The sequence below is a fragment of the Kitasatospora sp. NPDC101108 genome, assembly GCF_055584725.1.
In genome coordinates, this window is record NZ_JBVJLM010000004.1 from 37,427 (window position 1) to 55,124 (window position 17,698).

Below are 17,698 nucleotides of genomic sequence, written 5' to 3' on the forward strand. Positions count from 1 at the left end.
ATGGACAAGGAACAGAAGCTCCGGGACTACCTCAAGCGGGCCAGCGCGGATCTCCAGCGCTCCCGGCAGCGGGTGGACGAACTGGAGGCCGCCGCCCGGGAACCGATCGCCATCGTCGGCATGGGCTGCCGCTTCCCCGGCGGGGTGGCGAGCCCGGAGGACCTCTGGGCAATGCTGGTCGACGGCCGGGACGGCATCACCGGCCTGCCGGCCGACCGCGGCTGGGAGCTCGACCCGGCCGACGGCCCGACCGACGTCCGGGGCGGCTTCCTGCGCGGCGCCGCCGACTTCGACCCCGGCTTCTTCGGCATCTCGCCCCGCGAGGCGCTGTCCATGGACCCGCAGCAGCGCGTCCTGCTGGAGACCGCCTGGGAGGCGTTCGAGCGGGCCGGCATCGATCCCACCGGTATCCGCGGCACCCGGACCGGCGTCTTCGTCGGCGCCATGCCGCAGGACTACCGCACCGGCCCGGACGACGACGTCCAGGGCTTCGTGCTGACCGGCAACGCCACCAGCGTGATCTCCGGCCGGCTCTCGTACGTGTTCGGCGCGGTCGGCCCCGCGGTCACCGTGGACACCGCCTGCTCCTCCTCGCTGGTCGCCCTGCACCTGGCCGCCCAGTCGCTGCGGGCGGGGGAGTGCGGCCTGGCGCTGGCCGCGGGCGTCACGGTGATGTCCACCCCCACGACCTTCGTCGAGTTCGCCCGCCAGGGCGGGCTGGCCGCCGACGGCCACTGCCGGTCCTTCGCGGACTCCGCCGACGGCACCGGCTGGTCCGAGGGGGTCGGCGTGCTGGTGCTGGAGCGGCTGTCGGTGGCCCGGCGCAACGGCCACCGGGTGCTGGCCGTACTGCGCGGCTCGGCCGTCAACCAGGACGGCGCCTCCAACGGCCTGACCGCCCCCAACGGCCCCTCCCAGCAACGGGTGATCGAGCAGGCGCTGCGCAACGCCCGGCTCTCGGCCGACCAGGTCGACGTGGTCGAGGCGCACGGCACCGGCACCGTGCTCGGCGACCCGGTGGAGGCGCAGGCGCTGCTCGCCACCTACGGGGTGAACCGGGAGGCGCCGCTGCTGCTCGGCTCGGTGAAGTCCAACCTCAGCCACACCCAGGCGGCGGCCGGCATGGCCGGGGTGATCAAGACGGTGCTGGCGATGCGGCACGGCCTGCTGCCCCGGACGCTGCACGTGGACGCGCCGTCCTCGCACGTCGACTGGGAGTCCGGGGCGGTCCGGCTGCTCACCGAGGCGACCCCCTGGCCGCAGGGCGCCGAACCGCGCCGCGCCGGGGTCTCCTCCTTCGGCCTCAGCGGCACCAACGCTCACGTCATCATCGAGGAGGCCCCGGAGGTCCGGGCCCCGGACGCGTCGGACGGCCTGATCCAGGGCCAGGTCGAGGCGGAGGCCGAGGCCGAGGCCGAAGCCGGTTCCGGGGCGCTGCCCTGGCTGGTCTCGGGCCGGACCGCGGAGGCGCTGCGCGCCCAGGCGGAGCGGCTGCGGGACTTCCTGGAGTCCGGCCCGGCCGGCTCCGACGCGGAGCTGGCCCGCGCCCTCGCCACCACCCGGGCCGCCCTGGAGCACCGCGCGGTGGTCACCGCTCCCGACCGGGCCGGGGCGGCCGCCGCCCTCGCCGCGCTCGCCGCCGGCACCGGCGACGGACGGCTGGTCCGGGGCACCGTCCAGGGCCGCGGCAAGCTCGCCTTCCTGTTCGCCGGGCAGGGCGCCCAGCGCCTCGGCATGGGCCGCGAACTGGCCGCCCGCTTCCCGGTGTTCGCCGCCGCGCTGGACGAGGCGCTGGCCGCGCTCGGCGACCGGCCGGGCCCGTCGCTGCGCGAGGTGATCCTCGGCGCCGACGAGGACCTGCTCAACCGCACCGGACAGGCCCAGCCCGCGCTGTTCGCGATCGAGGTCGCCCTGTTCCGGCTGCTGGAGTCCTGGGGCGTCACCCCGGACTTCGTGGCCGGCCACTCGGTCGGCGAGATCGCCGCCGCGCACGTCGCCGGGGTCTTCTCGCTCGCCGACGCCGCCGCCCTGGTCGCCGCCCGGGCCCGGCTGATGGAGGCGCTGCCGGAGGGCGGCGCGATGATCGCGCTCCAGGCCGGCGAGGACGAGGTCCGGCCGCTGCTCGGCGAGGACGTGGCGCTGGCCGCCGTCAACGGCCCGCGGGCCGTGGTCGTCGCCGGCGCGAGCGCGCCCGCCGAGGCCGTCGCCGCGCACTTCGAGGCACTCGGGCGCAAGGTCCGCCGACTGCGGGTCTCGCACGCCTTCCACTCGCCGCTGATGGACCCGATGCTCGACGAGTTCCGCACCGTCGTCGCCGGGCTCTCGCCGCAGGCGCCGGTCATCCCGGTCGTCTCCACGCTCACCGGTGCGCCCGCCACCGTCGAACAGCTCACCTCCGCCGGCTACTGGGCCGACCAGGCCCGCCGGACCGTCCGCTTCGCCGACGCCGTCGACCGGCTCGCGGCCCACGGCACCGCGACGTTCCTCGAACTCGGTCCGGACGGCACCCTCGCCGCGCTCGCCCAGACCTGCCTCGACGGGTCGGCCGCCGACGGTGCCGTCGCCCTCGCGGCGCTGCGCCCCGGCCGGGACGAGACCGAGGCACTGACCGAGGCGCTCGCCGGACTGCACGTCCGGGGCGTGCCGGTCCGCTGGGACGCCTACTTCGCCGGGACCGGCACCGCCCGCCACGTCGACCTGCCCACCTACGCCTTCCAGCACCGCCGGTACTGGCCGAAGAGCGCGCTCGCCCGCACCGGCGACGTCCGGGCGGCCGGGCTCGGCTCGGCCAACCACCCGCTGCTGGCCGCCGCCGTGTCGCTGGCCAACACCGACGGTCTGCTGCTGACCGGCCGGCTGTCGCTGCGCACCCACCCGTGGCTGGCCGACCATGCCGTGGCCGGCACCGTGCTGCTGCCCGGCACCGCGTTCCTGGAGCTCGCGGTGCGGGCGGGCGACGAGACCGGCTGCGACCGGGTCGAGGAACTCACCCTCACCGCGCCGCTGCCGCTGCCCGCGCAGGGCGGCGTGCAGGTCCAGGTGTGGGTCGGGCGGCCGGACGCCACCGGGCGGCGCGGCATCGGGATCTACGCCCGTCCCGAGGGGGACGAGGACGCCCCCTGGACCCAGCACGCCGACGGCCTGCTGGCCGTGGACGAGCACCGTCCGGCCGGGGAGTCCGGCGCCTGGCCGCCGGCCGGTGCGGAGCCGCTGGACCTGACCGGCCCGGACGGCCTGGACCGGCGGCTGGAAGGCGCGGGCTTCCGCTACGGGCCCGCCTTCCGCGGGCTGACCGCCGCCTGGCGCCGGGACGAGGAGGTGTTCGCGGAGGTCGCGCTGCCGGAGGCGGTGCGCGGAGAGGCCGGCGGGTTCGGCATCCACCCGGCCCTGCTGGACGCGGCGCTGCACGCCGCGGGCTTCCTGGTGCCGGGCGGGGTGCCGTTCTGCTGGCAGGACGTCAGCCTGCACGCCGCCGGGGCGTCGACCGTCCGGGTGCGGCTCTCGGCGACCGGAGAGGACACCGTCGCCGTCGCGGTCGCCGACGCCTCGGGCGGCCCGGTCGCCTCGGTCGGCGCGCTGGTGCTGCGGGCGCTGCCGAACGGTGCGGGCGCGGGCGCGGGCCCTTCGGCGGAGGCGCTGTTCGAGCTGCGCTGGGCCCGTCCGCGCGGTGGCGGGGCGCCGGTGCCGGCCGCGGTGGCGGTCGACGGGCCGGACCCGCTCGGCCTCGGGACGCTGCCGCCCGCCGGGGACGGGCCGGCCGGGGTGGTGCTGGTGCCGCTCGCGGGCGACCCGGCCGACCCGGTCGGCGCGGCCCACGAACTGACCGCCCGGGCCCTGGCCCGGCTCCAGGCGTGGCTGGCGGACGAGGCGACGCAGGACGCCCGGCTGGTCTTCGTGACCCGCGGCGCCGTCAGCACCGGGGCGGACGAGGAGGTCACCGACCCGGCCGCGGCCGCCGTCTGGGGCCTGGTGCGCTCCGCGCAGGCCGAGCACCCGGGCCGGTTCGGCCTGGTCGACCTCGATCCGGCCGGCGGCCCGCTGCCCGAGGCGGCGCTCGCCGGGGACGAACCGCAGCTGGCGGTCCGGGCCGGCGGCGTGCTCGCGGCCCGGCTGGCCCGGGCCGGCGCCGTCGCCGGTGCGCCCGGGGAACGTTCCGGGGCGGCCCAGGAGCCGGCCGGGGCCGGGTGGGACCCGGCCGGGACCGTGCTGATCACCGGCGGCACCGGCGGGCTCGGCGCCGTCCTGGCCCGGCACCTGGTGGCCGAGCGCGGCGTCCGGCACCTGCTGCTGGTCAGCCGGCGTGGCGCGCGGGCCGAGGGCGCCGCCGAACTGGCCGCCGCTCTCACCGAGTCCGGCGCCGAGGTCACCGTCGAGGCCTGCGACCTGACCGACCGGGCGGCCGTGGACCGGCTGCTGGCCGGCGTTCCGGCCGAGCACCCGCTGACCGCGGTCGTGCACGCCGCCGGCGTGCTCGACGACGGGGTGGTCACCGCCCTGACGCCCGAGCGGCTCGCCGCCGTCCTGCGGCCCAAGGCCGACGCCCTGTGGCACCTGCACCGGGCCACCGGCGGCCTCGACCTGGCCGCCTTCACGGTGTTCTCCTCCTTCTCCGGCACGGCCGGCGCGCCCGGCCAGGGCAACTACGCGGCCGCCAACGCCTTCGCCGACGCACTGGTGCACCACCGCCGCGCCGCCGGACTGCCCGCCCAGTCGCTCGGCTGGGGGCCGTGGGCGCCCACCGGCGGGATGACCGGCGGCCTCACCGCCGCCGACCTCGACCGGCTGGCCGCGGCCGGCACCCCGGCACTGTCCGCCGCCGACGGCCTCGCCCTGTTCGACGCCGCGCTCACCCGGCCGCAGGCCGTGCTGCTGCCCGTCCGGCTGGACCTGCCCGTGCTGCGGGCCGGCCGGGAAGTACCCCCGCTGCTGCGCGGACTGATCCGCACCCCCGCCCGGCGCGCCGCCGCGGCCGCCACCGAGGCGGCCGGGACGCTCGCCCGCCGGCTAGCCGGGCTGGACGCCCGGGCCCGCACCGAGGCCGCCGTCGAGCTGGTCCGCGCCGAGGTCGCCGCCGTGCTGCGGCACGCCGACCCGGCCGAGGTCGACCCGCGGCGTCCGTTCCAGGACCTCGGCTTCGACTCGCTCACCGCCGTCGAACTGCGCAACCGGCTCGGTGCCGCGACCGGCCTGCGGATCCGCGCCACCGTGGTCTTCGACCACCCGACCGTGGCCGCGCTGGCCGAGCACGTGCTGGACGCACTGACCGGCGCCCAGGCCCCGGCGGCCCCGGCACCGGTACGCGCCGCCGACGCCGCCGACCCGATCGTCATCGTCGGCATGAGCTGCCGCTACCCCGGCGGCGTCGCCTCGCCCGAGGACCTGTGGCGGCTGCTCCACGAGGGCACCGACGCCGTCTCCGGGCTGCCCACCGACCGCGGCTGGGACCTGGACGCGCTCTACCACCCGGACCCGGACCACCTGGGCACCAGCTACACCCGGTTCGGCGGCTTCCTGCACGAGGCGGCCGACTTCGACCCGGCCTTCTTCGGCATGAGCCCGCGCGAGGCGCTGGCCACCGACGCCCAGCAGCGACTGCTGCTGGAGGCCTGCTGGGAGGCGGTGGAGCGCTCCGGGATCGACCCGGTCGCGCTGCGCGGCAGCCGCACCGGCGTCTTCGCCGGCGTGATGTACAACGACTACTCCGCGCTGCTGGCCGGCGGCCGGTTCGAGGGCCACCAGGGCAGCGGCACCTCGCCGAGCATCGCCTCCGGGCGGGTCTCCTACACCCTGGGCCTGGAGGGTCCGGCGGTCACCGTGGACACCGCGTGCTCCTCCTCGCTGGTCGCCATGCACTGGGCGATGCAGGCGCTGCGGACCGGCGAGTGCACCCTCGCGCTGGCCGGTGGCGTCACGGTGATGTCCACCCCGACCTCGCTGATCGAGTTCTCCCGGCAGCGCGGCCTGGCCCCGGACGGGCGCTGCAAGGCCTTCTCCGACCGGGCCGACGGAGTCGGCTGGTCCGAGGGCGTCGGCGTGCTGGTGCTGGAGCGGCTCTCCGACGCCCGGCGCAACGGGCACCCGGTGCTCGCGGTGGTGCGCGGCTCGGCGGTCAACCAGGACGGCGCCTCCAACGGGCTGACCGCCCCCAACGGGCCGTCCCAGCAGCGCGTCATCCGCGCCGCCCTCGCCAACGCCGGGCTGACCGCGGGCGAGGTCGACGTGGTCGAGGCGCACGGCACCGGCACCCCCCTCGGCGACCCGATCGAGGCCCAGGCACTGCTGGCCACCTACGGCCAGGACCGCGAACTCCCGCTGCTGCTCGGCTCGGTGAAGTCCAACCTCGGCCACACCCAGGCCGCCGCCGGTGTCGCCGGGGTGATCAAGACCGTGCTCGCCATGCGGCACGGCCTGGTCCCGCGCACCCTGCACGCCGCCGAGCCGTCCTCCCACGTGGACTGGGAGGAGGGCGCGGTCGAGCTGCTCACCGAGGAGACCCCCTGGCCGGAGACCGGGCGTCCGCGCCGGGCCGGCGTCTCCTCCTTCGGCTTCAGCGGCACCAACGCCCACGTCATCCTGGAACAGGCTCCCGCCGCCGTCACCGCGCCGTCCGTCCCGGGCGTCGCGGAGCCCGTCCTGCTCTGGCCGCTGGCCGGGCGCAGCCCCGCCGCGCTGCGGGACCAGGCCGCCCGGCTGCGGTCCTTCGTCACCGCCCGCCCCGGGCTGCGCCCGGCCGACGTCGGGCTCGCGCTCGCCACCACCCGCTCCGCATTCGGCCACCGTGCGGTGGCCGTCGGCGCCGACCGGGACGAACTGCTCGCCGCCCTGGCCGCGCTGGCCGTCGGTGAGCCGGCCGCCGGGCTGGTCGCGGGCGAGAGCGGCGGCGGGCGGCTCGCCCTGCTGTTCGCCGGCCAGGGCGCCCAGCGCCTCGGCGCCGGGCGCGAACTCGCCGAGCGCTTCCCGGTGTTCGCCCAGGCCCTGGAAGAGGTGCTGGCCGAGTTCGGCCCCCGGCTGGAGCGCCCGCTGCGCGAGGTCCTGCACGGCGACGACGAGCAGCTGCTGAACCGGACCGGCTGGGCCCAGCCCGCCGTCTTCGCGGTCGAGGTCGCGCTGTTCCGCCTGCTCGACTCCCTGGGCGTGCGGCCCGACCTGCTGCTCGGCCACTCGATCGGCGCCGTCGCCGCGGCGCACTGCGCCGGCGTCCTCACCCTGGCCGACGCCTGCGCGCTGGTCGCCGCCCGGGCCCGGCTGATGGACGCGCTGCCCGAGGGCGGCGCCATGGTCTCGGTCGAGGCCGCCGAGGAGGAGGTGCTGCCCCGCCTGGTGCCGGGCGTCGCCCTCGCGGCCGTCAACGGCCCCCGGGCCGTGGTGCTCTCCGGCCTGGCCGACGAGGTCCTGCGGATCGCCGGCGAGTTCGCCGCCGAGGGCCGCCGGACCAAGCGACTGGCCGTCTCGCACGCCTTCCACTCGCCGCTGATGGAACCGATGCTGGCGGAGTTCCGCGAGGCCGTCGCCGCCCTGGAGTTCCACCCGCCGCGCATCCCGTTCGTCTCCGACACGACCGGCCGAGCCGCCACCGAAGCCGAACTGCGCTCCCCGGACTACTGGGTCGAGCACGTCCGGCAGGCCGTGCGCTTCGCCGACGCGGTGCGCACCGCCCGTGCGGCCGGCGCCGTCACCTTCCTGGAACTCGGCCCCGACGGCGTGCTGTCCGCACTGGCCGAGGACGTCCTGGCCGGCGACACCGCGGTGACGGCCGTCCCGCTGCTGCGGGCCGGCCGCCCCGAGGAACGCTCCACCGCCGGGGCCCTGGCCGCCCTGCACGTGCGCGGCCACGCCCCGGACTGGGCCGCCCTGTACGCCGGCACCGGCGCCCGGCCCGTCGAACTGCCCACCTACGCCTTCCAGCACGAGCGCTACTGGCCCGAGGCCGAGCCCGGCGCGGTCGCCCCGGCCGCCGACCCGGCCGACGCCGCCCTGTGGGGAGCCGTCGAGCGCGGCAGCGCCGCCGAACTCGCCGGGCTGCTGGGTCTGCGCGACGAACAGCACGCCGGCCTGTACGCCCTGCTCCCGGCCCTCGCCGACTGGCGCCGCACCCGGCACGAGAAGACCCTGCTGGACGCCGCCCGCTACCGGGTGCGCTGGCAGCCCGTCCGGCCCACCGCCGCGCCGGTGCTCGACGGCAGCTGGCTGGTGGTCACCGCCGAGGGCGTGGACGACGCCGAGCTGCTTGCCGCGCTGCGCGGCCACGGCGCCCGGCTGGAACGGCTGGTGCTCGACGAGGCCTGTCACGACCGGGCCGAACTCGCCCGCCGGATCGACGGGTGCGGCGAACCGGCCGGAATCCTGTCGCTGCTCCCGCTGGCCGACCGGCCCACCCCCGGGCCCGGCCTGCCGGCCGGCCTGGCGCTGGGCGCCGTGCTCGCCCAGGCCCTGGGCGACCTCCGCTCGCCCGTCCCGCTGTGGACCGTCACCCGCGGCGCGGTCTCCACCGGACCGGCCGACCCGCTCACCAACCCCGTCCAGGCCGCCTCCTGGGGCTTCGGCCGGGTGGCCGCCCTGGAGCGGCCGCAGGCGCCGGGCGGCCTGGTCGACCTGCCGCCGGTGCTGGACGCGCCGACCGTGCAGGGCCTGGTCGGCGTCCTGGCAGGCGGCGGCGGCCGCAGCGGCGAGGACCAGGTCGCGCTGCGCGGCACCGCCGTGTACGGCCGCCGCCTGGTGCGCCACCCCGTCGACGAGCTGCCCCGGGCCGAGGAGTTCACCGCCGACGGCACCGTGCTGATCACCGGCGGCACCGGCGCCCTCGGCGCCGAGACGGCCCGCTGGCTGGCCCGGGCCGGCGCCCGGCACCTCCTGCTGACCGGCCGCCGCGGCCCGCAGGCGCCCGGGGTCGCCGAACTGGTCGCGGAACTGGCCGAGCTGGGCGCCACCGCCACCGTGCTGGCCTGCGACGCGGCCGACCGGGACGCGCTCGCCGCGGCCCTGGCCGCCGTCCCGGCCGAGCACCCGCTGACCGGCGTGGTGCACGCCGCCGGCCTCGGCCAGGCCGCCCCGCTGGCCGACACCCCGGCCGAGGAACTGCACCGCCTCACCGCCGCCAAGCTGCACGGCGCCGCCCACCTCGACGCCCTGCTCGCCGACCACGACCTGGACTTCTTCGTCCTGTTCTCCTCCGTCGCGGGGATCTGGGGCAGCGCCGGTCAGAGCGCCTACGCCGCCGCCAACGCCTACCTGGACGCGCTCGCCGAGAACCGCCGGGCGCGCGGCCTGACCGCCACCTCGATCGCCTGGGGCCCGTGGGCGGGCGCCGGGATGGCCGCCCACGAGGCGGTCTCCGACGGCCTGCGCCGCCAGGGGCTGCGCCTCCTCGCCGTGGAGAGCGCGCTCACCGAGCTGCGCCGCGCGATCGTCCACGAGGACGCCGCGGTGACCGTCGCGGACGTCGACTGGGAGCGTTACGCCCCGGTCTTCACCGCCGCCCGGCCCAGCGCGCTGTTCGACGAGATCCCGGAGGTCCGGGCACTGGCCCGGACCTCCGCCGCCGACACCGGCGCCGCCACCGACCTGGCCCGCCGGCTGCGCGGACTGGCCGGCCCGGAGCGGGAGCGGCTGCTGGTGGACCTGGTGCGCCGCGAGGCGGCCGTGGTCCTCGGCCACGGCTCCGCCGACGGGGTGCCGGAGAAGCGGGCCTTCCGGGACGCCGGCTTCGACTCGCTGACCGCCGTCGAGCTGCGCAAGCGGCTGGCCGCCCTGACGGGGCTGTCGCTGCCCAGCACGCTGGCCTTCGACCACCCCAACCCGCTCGCCCTGGCGACGTTCCTCGGCGAGGAACTGCTCGGCGTGGAGGCGGAGACGGCGGACCGCCGGACCACCGTGGCCGATCCCGCCGAGCCGATCGCCATCGTCGGCATGGGCTGCCGCTTCCCCGGCGGCGCCGCCAGCCCCGAGGAGCTGTGGCGGCTGGTCGCCGAGGGACTGGACGCCACCTCCGAGTTCCCGGACAACCGCGGCTGGGACAGCGGACTCTACGACCCGGACCCGGACGCCAACGGCCGCACCTACTCCACCCGCGGCGGCTTCCTGCACCAGGCCGGCGAGTTCGACGCCGCCTTCTTCGGCATCTCCCCGCGCGAGGCCCTCGCGATGGACCCCCAGCAGCGCCTGCTGCTGGAGACCACCTGGGAGGCCTTCGAGTCCGCGGGCATCGACCCGACCTCGGTGCACGGCAGCGCCACCGGCACGTTCATCGGATCCACGTACCAGGAGTACGGGCTCGGCATGGACGACAGCTCGGCCGGGCACGCCGTCACCGGCACCAGCCCGAGCGTGCTCTCCGGCCGGCTCGCCTACCTGCTCGGCCTGGAAGGCCCGGCCGTCACCGTCGACACCGCCTGCTCCTCGTCGCTGGTCGCCCTGCACCTGGCCTGCCAGTCGCTGCGCGGCGGCGAGAGCAGCCTCGCGCTGGCCGGCGGTGCCACCGTGATGACCAACCCGAACGCCTTCATCGCCTTCAGCCGTCAGCGCGCGCTGGCCGCCGACGGCCGCTGCAAGGCCTTCTCCGAGGCCGCCGACGGGATGACCCTCGCCGAGGGCGTGGGCGTCCTGGTGCTGGAGCGGCTCTCCGACGCCGAGCGCAACGGCCACCCGGTGCTCGCCGTGATCCGCGGCTCGGCGATCAACCAGGACGGCGCCTCCAACGGCCTCACCGCCCCCAACGGGCCCTCCCAGCGACGCGTCATCCGCCAGGCCCTCGACAACGCCGGGCTCACCGCCGCCGACGTCGACGCCGTCGAGGCGCACGGCACCGGCACCGCCCTCGGCGACCCGATCGAGGCCCAGGCGCTCCAGGCCGCCTACGGGCGCGACCGCGACCCTCAGCGCCCGCTGCTGCTCGGCTCGGTGAAGTCCAATCTCGGCCACACCCAGTCGGCGGCCGGCGTGGCCGGAGTGATCAAGATGGTCCAGGCGCTGCGGCACGGACTGTTGCCGCGCACCCTGCACGCCGACCAGCCCTCCTCGCACATCGACTGGACCCCGGGCACCGTCGCCCTGCTCCAGGAACCGGTGGCCTGGCCGGCCGGCGAACGGACCCGCCGCTGCGCGGTCTCCTCCTTCGGCATCAGCGGCACCAACGCCCACGTCCTGCTGGAGGAAGCCCCGGCGGCCGTCCCGGCCCCGGCGCTCCCGCAGGCCCCGGACGCCCCGGCCGGCGGCCCCGTCCCGTGGGTGCTCTCCGCCCGTACGCCCGCCGCGCTGCGCGCCCAGGCCGCCCGGCTGGCCGAACACCTGGAGGCCGAGCCGGGCCCGTGCCCGCGCGACGTCGGACACGCGCTGCTGACCACCCGTACGCTGTTCGAGCACCGCGCCGTGGTGCTCGGCACCGACCCGGCCGAACTGCGCGCCGGTCTGGCCGCGTTCGCCGCCGGTGCCTCCACGCCCAACACCGTGCACGGCCTCGCCGAGGGCACCGGCCGGACGGTCTTCGTCTTCCCCGGCCAGGGCTCCCAGTGGGCCGGCATGGCCGCCGAACTGCTCGACGAGTCACCGGTGTTCGCCGAACGGCTGGCCGAGTGCGCGGCCGCGCTGTCGGCGCACGTCGACTGGTCGCTGCTCGACGTGCTGCGGCAGGCCGACGGCGCGCCCGGCCTGGACCGGGTGGACGTGGTGCAGCCGGCCACCTTCGCGGTGATGGTGGCGCTGGCCGCGCTGTGGCGCGCCCACGGGGTGCACCCCGACGCGGTGATCGGGCACTCCCAGGGCGAGGTCGCCGCCGCCGTGGTCGCCGGGGCGCTCTCCCTGGAGGACGGCGCCCGGGTGGTCGCCCTGCGCAGCCGGCTGATCGGCCGCGTCCTGGCCGGCTCCGGCGGGATGGTCTCGGTGCCGCTGCCGGCCGAGGAGGCCGAGGAGCGGCTGCGCCGGCACGGCGACGGGCTGGGCATCGCCGCCGTGAACGGCCCGCGGACCGTCGTGGTGTCCGGACCGGCCGGGCAACTCGACTCGCTGATGGCCGAGTTCGAGGCCGAGGGGATACGCGCCCGGCGGATCAGCGTCGACTACGCCTCGCACTCCGCCCAGGTCGAACTGCTCGCCGGGGAACTGGTGGCGGCCCTCGCCCCGATCCGCCCGCGCGCCGCGGAGGTGCCGTTCCACTCCACCGTCACCGGCGAGCTGGACACCAGCGCCCCGGACACCACCGCCCTGGACACCACCGCCCTGGACGCCGACTACTGGTACCGCAACCTGCGGCAGCCGGTGCGCTTCGACCCCGCGATCCGTGAACTGATCGCCCAGGGCCACGACATGTTCATCGAGGTCAGTCCGCACACGGTGCTCACCATGGCCATCGAGGCCACCGCCGAGGACTGCGCCGGCCGGGCCGCCGCCGTCGGCACCCTGCGCCGGGACAAGGGCGGCACGGCCCGGTTCCTCGGCTCGCTCGCCGAGGCATTCGTCCGCGGTGCCCGGGCCGACTGGTCCGGCCTGCTGGCCGGGGCCCGGCCGGTCCCGCTCCCCACCTACGCCTTCCAGCACGAGCACCTGTGGGCCGTCGCCCCGCGGCCCGGAGGGGAGCCCGAGGACGGCGAGTTCTGGAGCGCCGTCGAGGAGGCCGACGTCGAATCGCTGGCCGCCCGGCTGCGCATCGACAGCGGCGCGCTCGCCCCGGTGCTGCCCGCGCTGTCCGACTGGCACCGGCGCCGCCGGGACCGCTCCACCCTCGGCACCTGGCGCTACCGGGCGGCCTGGAAGCCGCTCGGCAACGCCACCGGCACCGCCACCGCCACCGCCGCCGCCGCGCGGCTGGACGGCACCTGGCTGCTGGTCACCACCGCGCCGGACACCGCCCCCGGCACCGAGCCGGGCACCGAGCCGGCGGCCGGACAGGACGTCGTCGAGGCGCTGACCGCCCACGGCGCCCGGATCGAGCACCTCGTCCTGGACGGCGAGTGCACCGACCGGCAGCGGCTCGCCCAGCGGCTCGCCGCCCTGGACGGTACCGAACTCACCGGGATCGTCTCCCTGCTCGCCACCGCCGAACGGCCCGCCGAGCGCCACCCGGCGCTGCCCGAGGGCCTCGCGCTCACCCTCGCGCTGATCCAGGCCCTCGGCGACACCGGACGCGACGCCCCGCTGTGGTGCCTCACCCGGGACGCCGTCGCCGCCGTTCGCGGCGACCGGCTCGCCCACCCGGTGCAGGCGCAGGTCCACGGCCTCGGCTGGACCGCCGCGCTGGAACACCCCCAGCGCTGGGGCGGCGTGATCGACCTGCCCGAACGGCTCGACGAACGCGGCGGCGAACGGCTCGCCGCCGTGCTGGCCGGTGCCCTCGCCGGCTCCGCCGAGGACCAGGTGGCGATCCGCCCGTCCGGCGCGTACGCCCGCCGGATCGTCCGGGCCGAACCGGCGACCGCCCGCCCGGCGGCCCCCGCGCCGCGCGGCACCGTCCTGATCACCGGCGGCACCGGCACCCTGGCCCCGCACCTGGCCCGCCGGCTCGCCGCCGACGGCGCCGAGCGGATCGTGCTGACCAGCCGCCGCGGCCCGGACGCCCCCGGCGCCGCCGAGCTGCTCGCCGAACTCGCCGCCCTCGGCTGCGAGGCCGCGATGGTCGCCTGCGACCTCACCGACCGGGACGCCGTCGCCCGGATGCTCGACGCCCTGGCCGCCGACGGCCGCCCCGTGCGCACCGTGGTGCACACCGCCGCCGTCATCGAGCTGCTGACCATCGAGGAGACCACCCCCGAGGCCTTCGCCAAGGTCCTGCACGCCAAGGCCACCGGAGCCCGGCACCTGGACGAACTCCTGCCCGACGACCAGCTCGACGCCTTCGTGCTGTACTCCTCCACGGCCGGGATGTGGGGCAGCGGCCGGCACGCCGCCTACGTCGCCGGCAACGCCTACCTCAACGCGCTCGCCGAGCACCGCCGCGCCCGCGGCGGCCGGGCGACCGCCGTCTCCTGGGGCATCTGGGCCGACGACCTCAAGCTCGGCCGGGTCGACCCCGGCCAGATCCGCCGCAGCGGACTGGTCTTCATGGACCCGGCCCTCGCCCTGGACGGGCTGCGCCAGGCCCTCGACGGGGACGAGCGGGTGCTGGCGATCGCCGACGTCGACTGGGAGCGGTACCACCCGGTCTTCACCTCCGGCCGCCCCACCGCGCTGTTCGAGGACGTCCCCGAGGTGCGCCGGCTCGCCGAGGCCGGCCGGCAGGCCACCGGGGACGGCGAGTTCGCCGCCCGGCTGCGCGCCCTGCCGGCCGCCGAGCAGGAGCGCCGGCTGCTGGACCTGGTCCGCGCCGAGGCGGCCACCACGCTCGGCCACGCCTCGCCCGAGGTGCTGTCCGAGCAGCGGGCCTTCCGCGACGTCGGCTTCGACTCGCTGACCGCCGTCGACCTGCGCAACCGGCTGGCCGCCGCCACCGGACTGACCCTGCCCAGCACACTGGTCTTCGACCACCCCGACCCGCGCGCCCTGGTCCGCCACCTGCGCGAGCGGATCGCCGGGACGGACACCGCCGCAGCCGTGCCCGACACCGGCCCGGCCACCAGGGACGAGCCGATCGCCATCATCGGCATGAGCTGCCGCTACCCCGGCGGCGTCGCCTCCCCCGAGGACCTCTGGCAGCTGGTCGCCGACGGCGGCGACGCCATCACCGAGTTCCCCGCCGACCGCGGCTGGGACACCGAGGGGCTCTACGACCCGGACCCGGACGCGCCCGGCCGCACCTACTCGGTGCGCGGCGGGTTCCTGCGCGGGGTCGCCGACTTCGACGCCGCCTTCTTCGGCATCTCCCCGCGCGAGGCGATCGCCATGGACCCGCAGCAGCGCCTGCTGCTGGAGAGCGCCTGGGAGGCGGTCGAGCGGGCCGGGCTCGACCCGGCCGCGCTGCGCGGCAGCCGCACCGGCACCTTCATCGGCGCCAGCTACCAGGACTACACCCCCGGCGACTCCGTCCAGGACGGCGCCGAAGGCCACCTGGTCACCGGCACCATCCCGAGCGTGCTCTCCGGCCGGATCTCCTACACCTTCGGTTTCGAGGGCCCGGCCGTCACCCTCGACACCGCCTGCTCCTCCTCGCTGGTCGCCCTGCACCTGGCCTGCCAGTCGCTGCGCAACGGGGAGAGCAGCCTCGCGCTGGCCGGCGGCGTCAGCGTGATGGCCACCCCGAACGCCTTCGTCGGCTTCAGCCGCCAGCGCGCGATGGCCGCCGACGGCCGCTGCAAGGCCTACGCCGAGGCCGCCGACGGCATGAGCCTCGCCGAGGGCGTCGGCCTCGTCCTGGTCGAGCGGCTCTCCGACGCCCAACGCCTCGGCCACCCGGTGCTCGCCGTGATCCGGGGCTCGGCGGTCAACCAGGACGGCGCCTCCAACGGCCTCACCGCGCCCAACGGGCCGTCCCAGCAGCGCGTCATCCGCGCCGCCCTCGCCGACGCCGGGCTGACCGCGGGCGAGGTCGACGTGGTGGAGGGGCACGGCACCGGTACCGCCCTCGGCGACCCGATCGAGGCCCAGGCGCTGCTGGCCACCTACGGCCAGGACCGCGAACTCCCGCTGCTGCTCGGCTCGGTGAAGTCCAACCTGGGCCACACCCAGATGGCCTCCGGCGTCGCCGGGGTGATCAAGACCGTGCTCGCCATGCGGCACGGCCGGGTGCCGGCCAGCCTGCACATCGACCGGCCGTCCAGCCACGTCGAGTGGAGCGACGGCGCCGTCGAGCTGCTCACCGAGGCCCGCGACTGGCCGGACACCGGGCGCCCCCGCCGGGCCGGCGTCTCCTCCTTCGGCCTCAGCGGTACCAACGCGCACGTGGTCCTGGAACAGGGCCCCGCCACGCCGCCGGCCGCCGCGCCGCAGGAGGGCCGGACCCTGCCCGTCGTGCTCTCGGCCCGCACCGACGAGGCGCTGCGCGGCCAGGCCGCCCGACTGCTCGCCGTGCTGGACCGGCAGCCCGAACCGCCGCTCGCCGACCTGGCGTTCTCGCTCGCCACCACCCGGGCCGCGCTCGACCGGCGGGCCGCCGTCAGCACCGGTGACCCGGCGGACCTGCGCCGCGCCCTCACCGCCCTGCGCGACGGGCTGCCCGACGCGGCCCTGGTCACCGGCCGGCCGGTCGGCGGCGGCCTGGCCTTCCTGTTCACCGGCCAGGGCAGCCAGTACGCCGGCATGGGCCGTGAGCTGTACCGGCGGTACCCGGTCTACGCCGAGGCGCTGGACGCGGTGCTGGCCCGCTTCGACCTCGTGGGACCGGACCCGGACGGCGCCGGCCCCGACCGCGGACTCCCCCTGCGTGAGGTGTTGTTCGCGGTGGAGGGGTCGGTGGAGGCGGGGTTGCTGGACGACACGGGGTTCGCGCAGCCGGCGTTGTTCGCGCTGGAGGTGGCGTTGTTCCGGCTGGTGGAGTCGTGGGGTGTGCGGCCGGACTTCGTGGTGGGTCATTCGGTGGGGGAGCTGGCCGCCGCGCACGTGGCGGGGGTGTTCTCGCTGGAGGACGCGTGCACGCTGGTGGCGGCCCGGGCGCGGTTGATGTCGGCGCTGCCCGGCGGGGGAGCGATGGTCTCGGTCGAGGCGGCGGAGGAGGAGGTGCTGCCGTTGCTGACGGACGGCGTGTCGATCGCCGCCGTCAACGGCCCGCGCGCCGTCGTCCTCTCCGGCGACGAGAGCGAAGTCCTGCGGATCGCCGCCGAGTTCGGTGACCGGCGGACCAAGCGGCTGCGGGTCTCGCACGCCTTCCACTCCCCGCACATGGAGCCGATGCTCGCCGCCTACGCCCGGGTCGCGGCGACCCTCACCCGGCACGCCCCGGCGATCCCGCTGATCTCCACCGTGACCGGAGCGCCCGCCGGCGCCGAGGACCTCGGCGCCCCCGACCACTGGGTCCGGCAGGTGCGCGGCACCGTCCGGTTCGCCGACGCCGTCCGCGCCCTCGCCGGGCGCGGCGCCGGACTGCTGCTCGAACTCGGGCCGGACGGCACCCTGACCGCCGCGGCCCGGGACACCCTCGGGGACGACGGCGCGCTCCCCGGCGCCGCCGCGCTGCGCCCCGGCCGGCCCGAAGTCACCACCCTCGGCACCGCGCTGGCCACGCTCTTCGTCCACGGCACCCGGCCGCACTGGGCCGCCGTCTTCGAGGGCACCGGCGCCCGCCGCACCGACCTGCCCACCTACCCCTTCCAGCGGCAGCGCTACTGGCCCGAGACCGGCCGGCCCGCGCCGACCGGCACCGATCCGGTGGACGCCGCGTTCTGGGCGGCCGTCGACCAGGGCGACCTCAGCGCCCTCGACGCCGGACTGGACCTCGACCGGGACACCGTCGCCGCACTGGCCGGCTGGCGCCGGGGCCGGCGCGAGCACGCGGCCGTCGACGCCTGGCGCTACCGCGCCTCCTGGACCCCGCTGGACACCGCCGGTGCCGGCGGCACCGGCACCGGCCCGGCGGCCGGCCGCTGGCTGGTCCTCACCACCGAGCCCGTGCCGTGGCTGGAGCGGATCGTCGACCAGCCCGTACCGCTGATCACCCCGGCCGGTGCCGACCGGGCCGCGCTCGCCGAACTCCTGCGCGCAGCCGCCCGGGAGGGCGACGGCTTCACCGGCGTGCTCTCCCTGCTCGCCCTCGGCGGCGACCCGCTCGCGGCCACCGCCACCGCCGTCCAGGCCCTCGGCGACGCCGACCTGCCGGCCCCGCTGTGGTGCCTCACCCGCGGCG

Annotated in this window: 1 protein-coding gene (only partly in view); it reads left to right on the forward strand. The window is 77.5% G+C overall.

Annotated features, from left to right (window positions below):
* Window positions 1–17,698, forward strand: the 5' portion of a protein-coding gene (locus tag ACZ6Z8_RS11490; RefSeq protein ID WP_465609148.1) for a type I polyketide synthase. 10,628 nt of this gene lie beyond the right edge of the window; 17,698 of the gene's 28,326 nt are visible here — the first part of the coding sequence; the start codon lies at window positions 1–3; its stop codon lies off the right edge, out of view.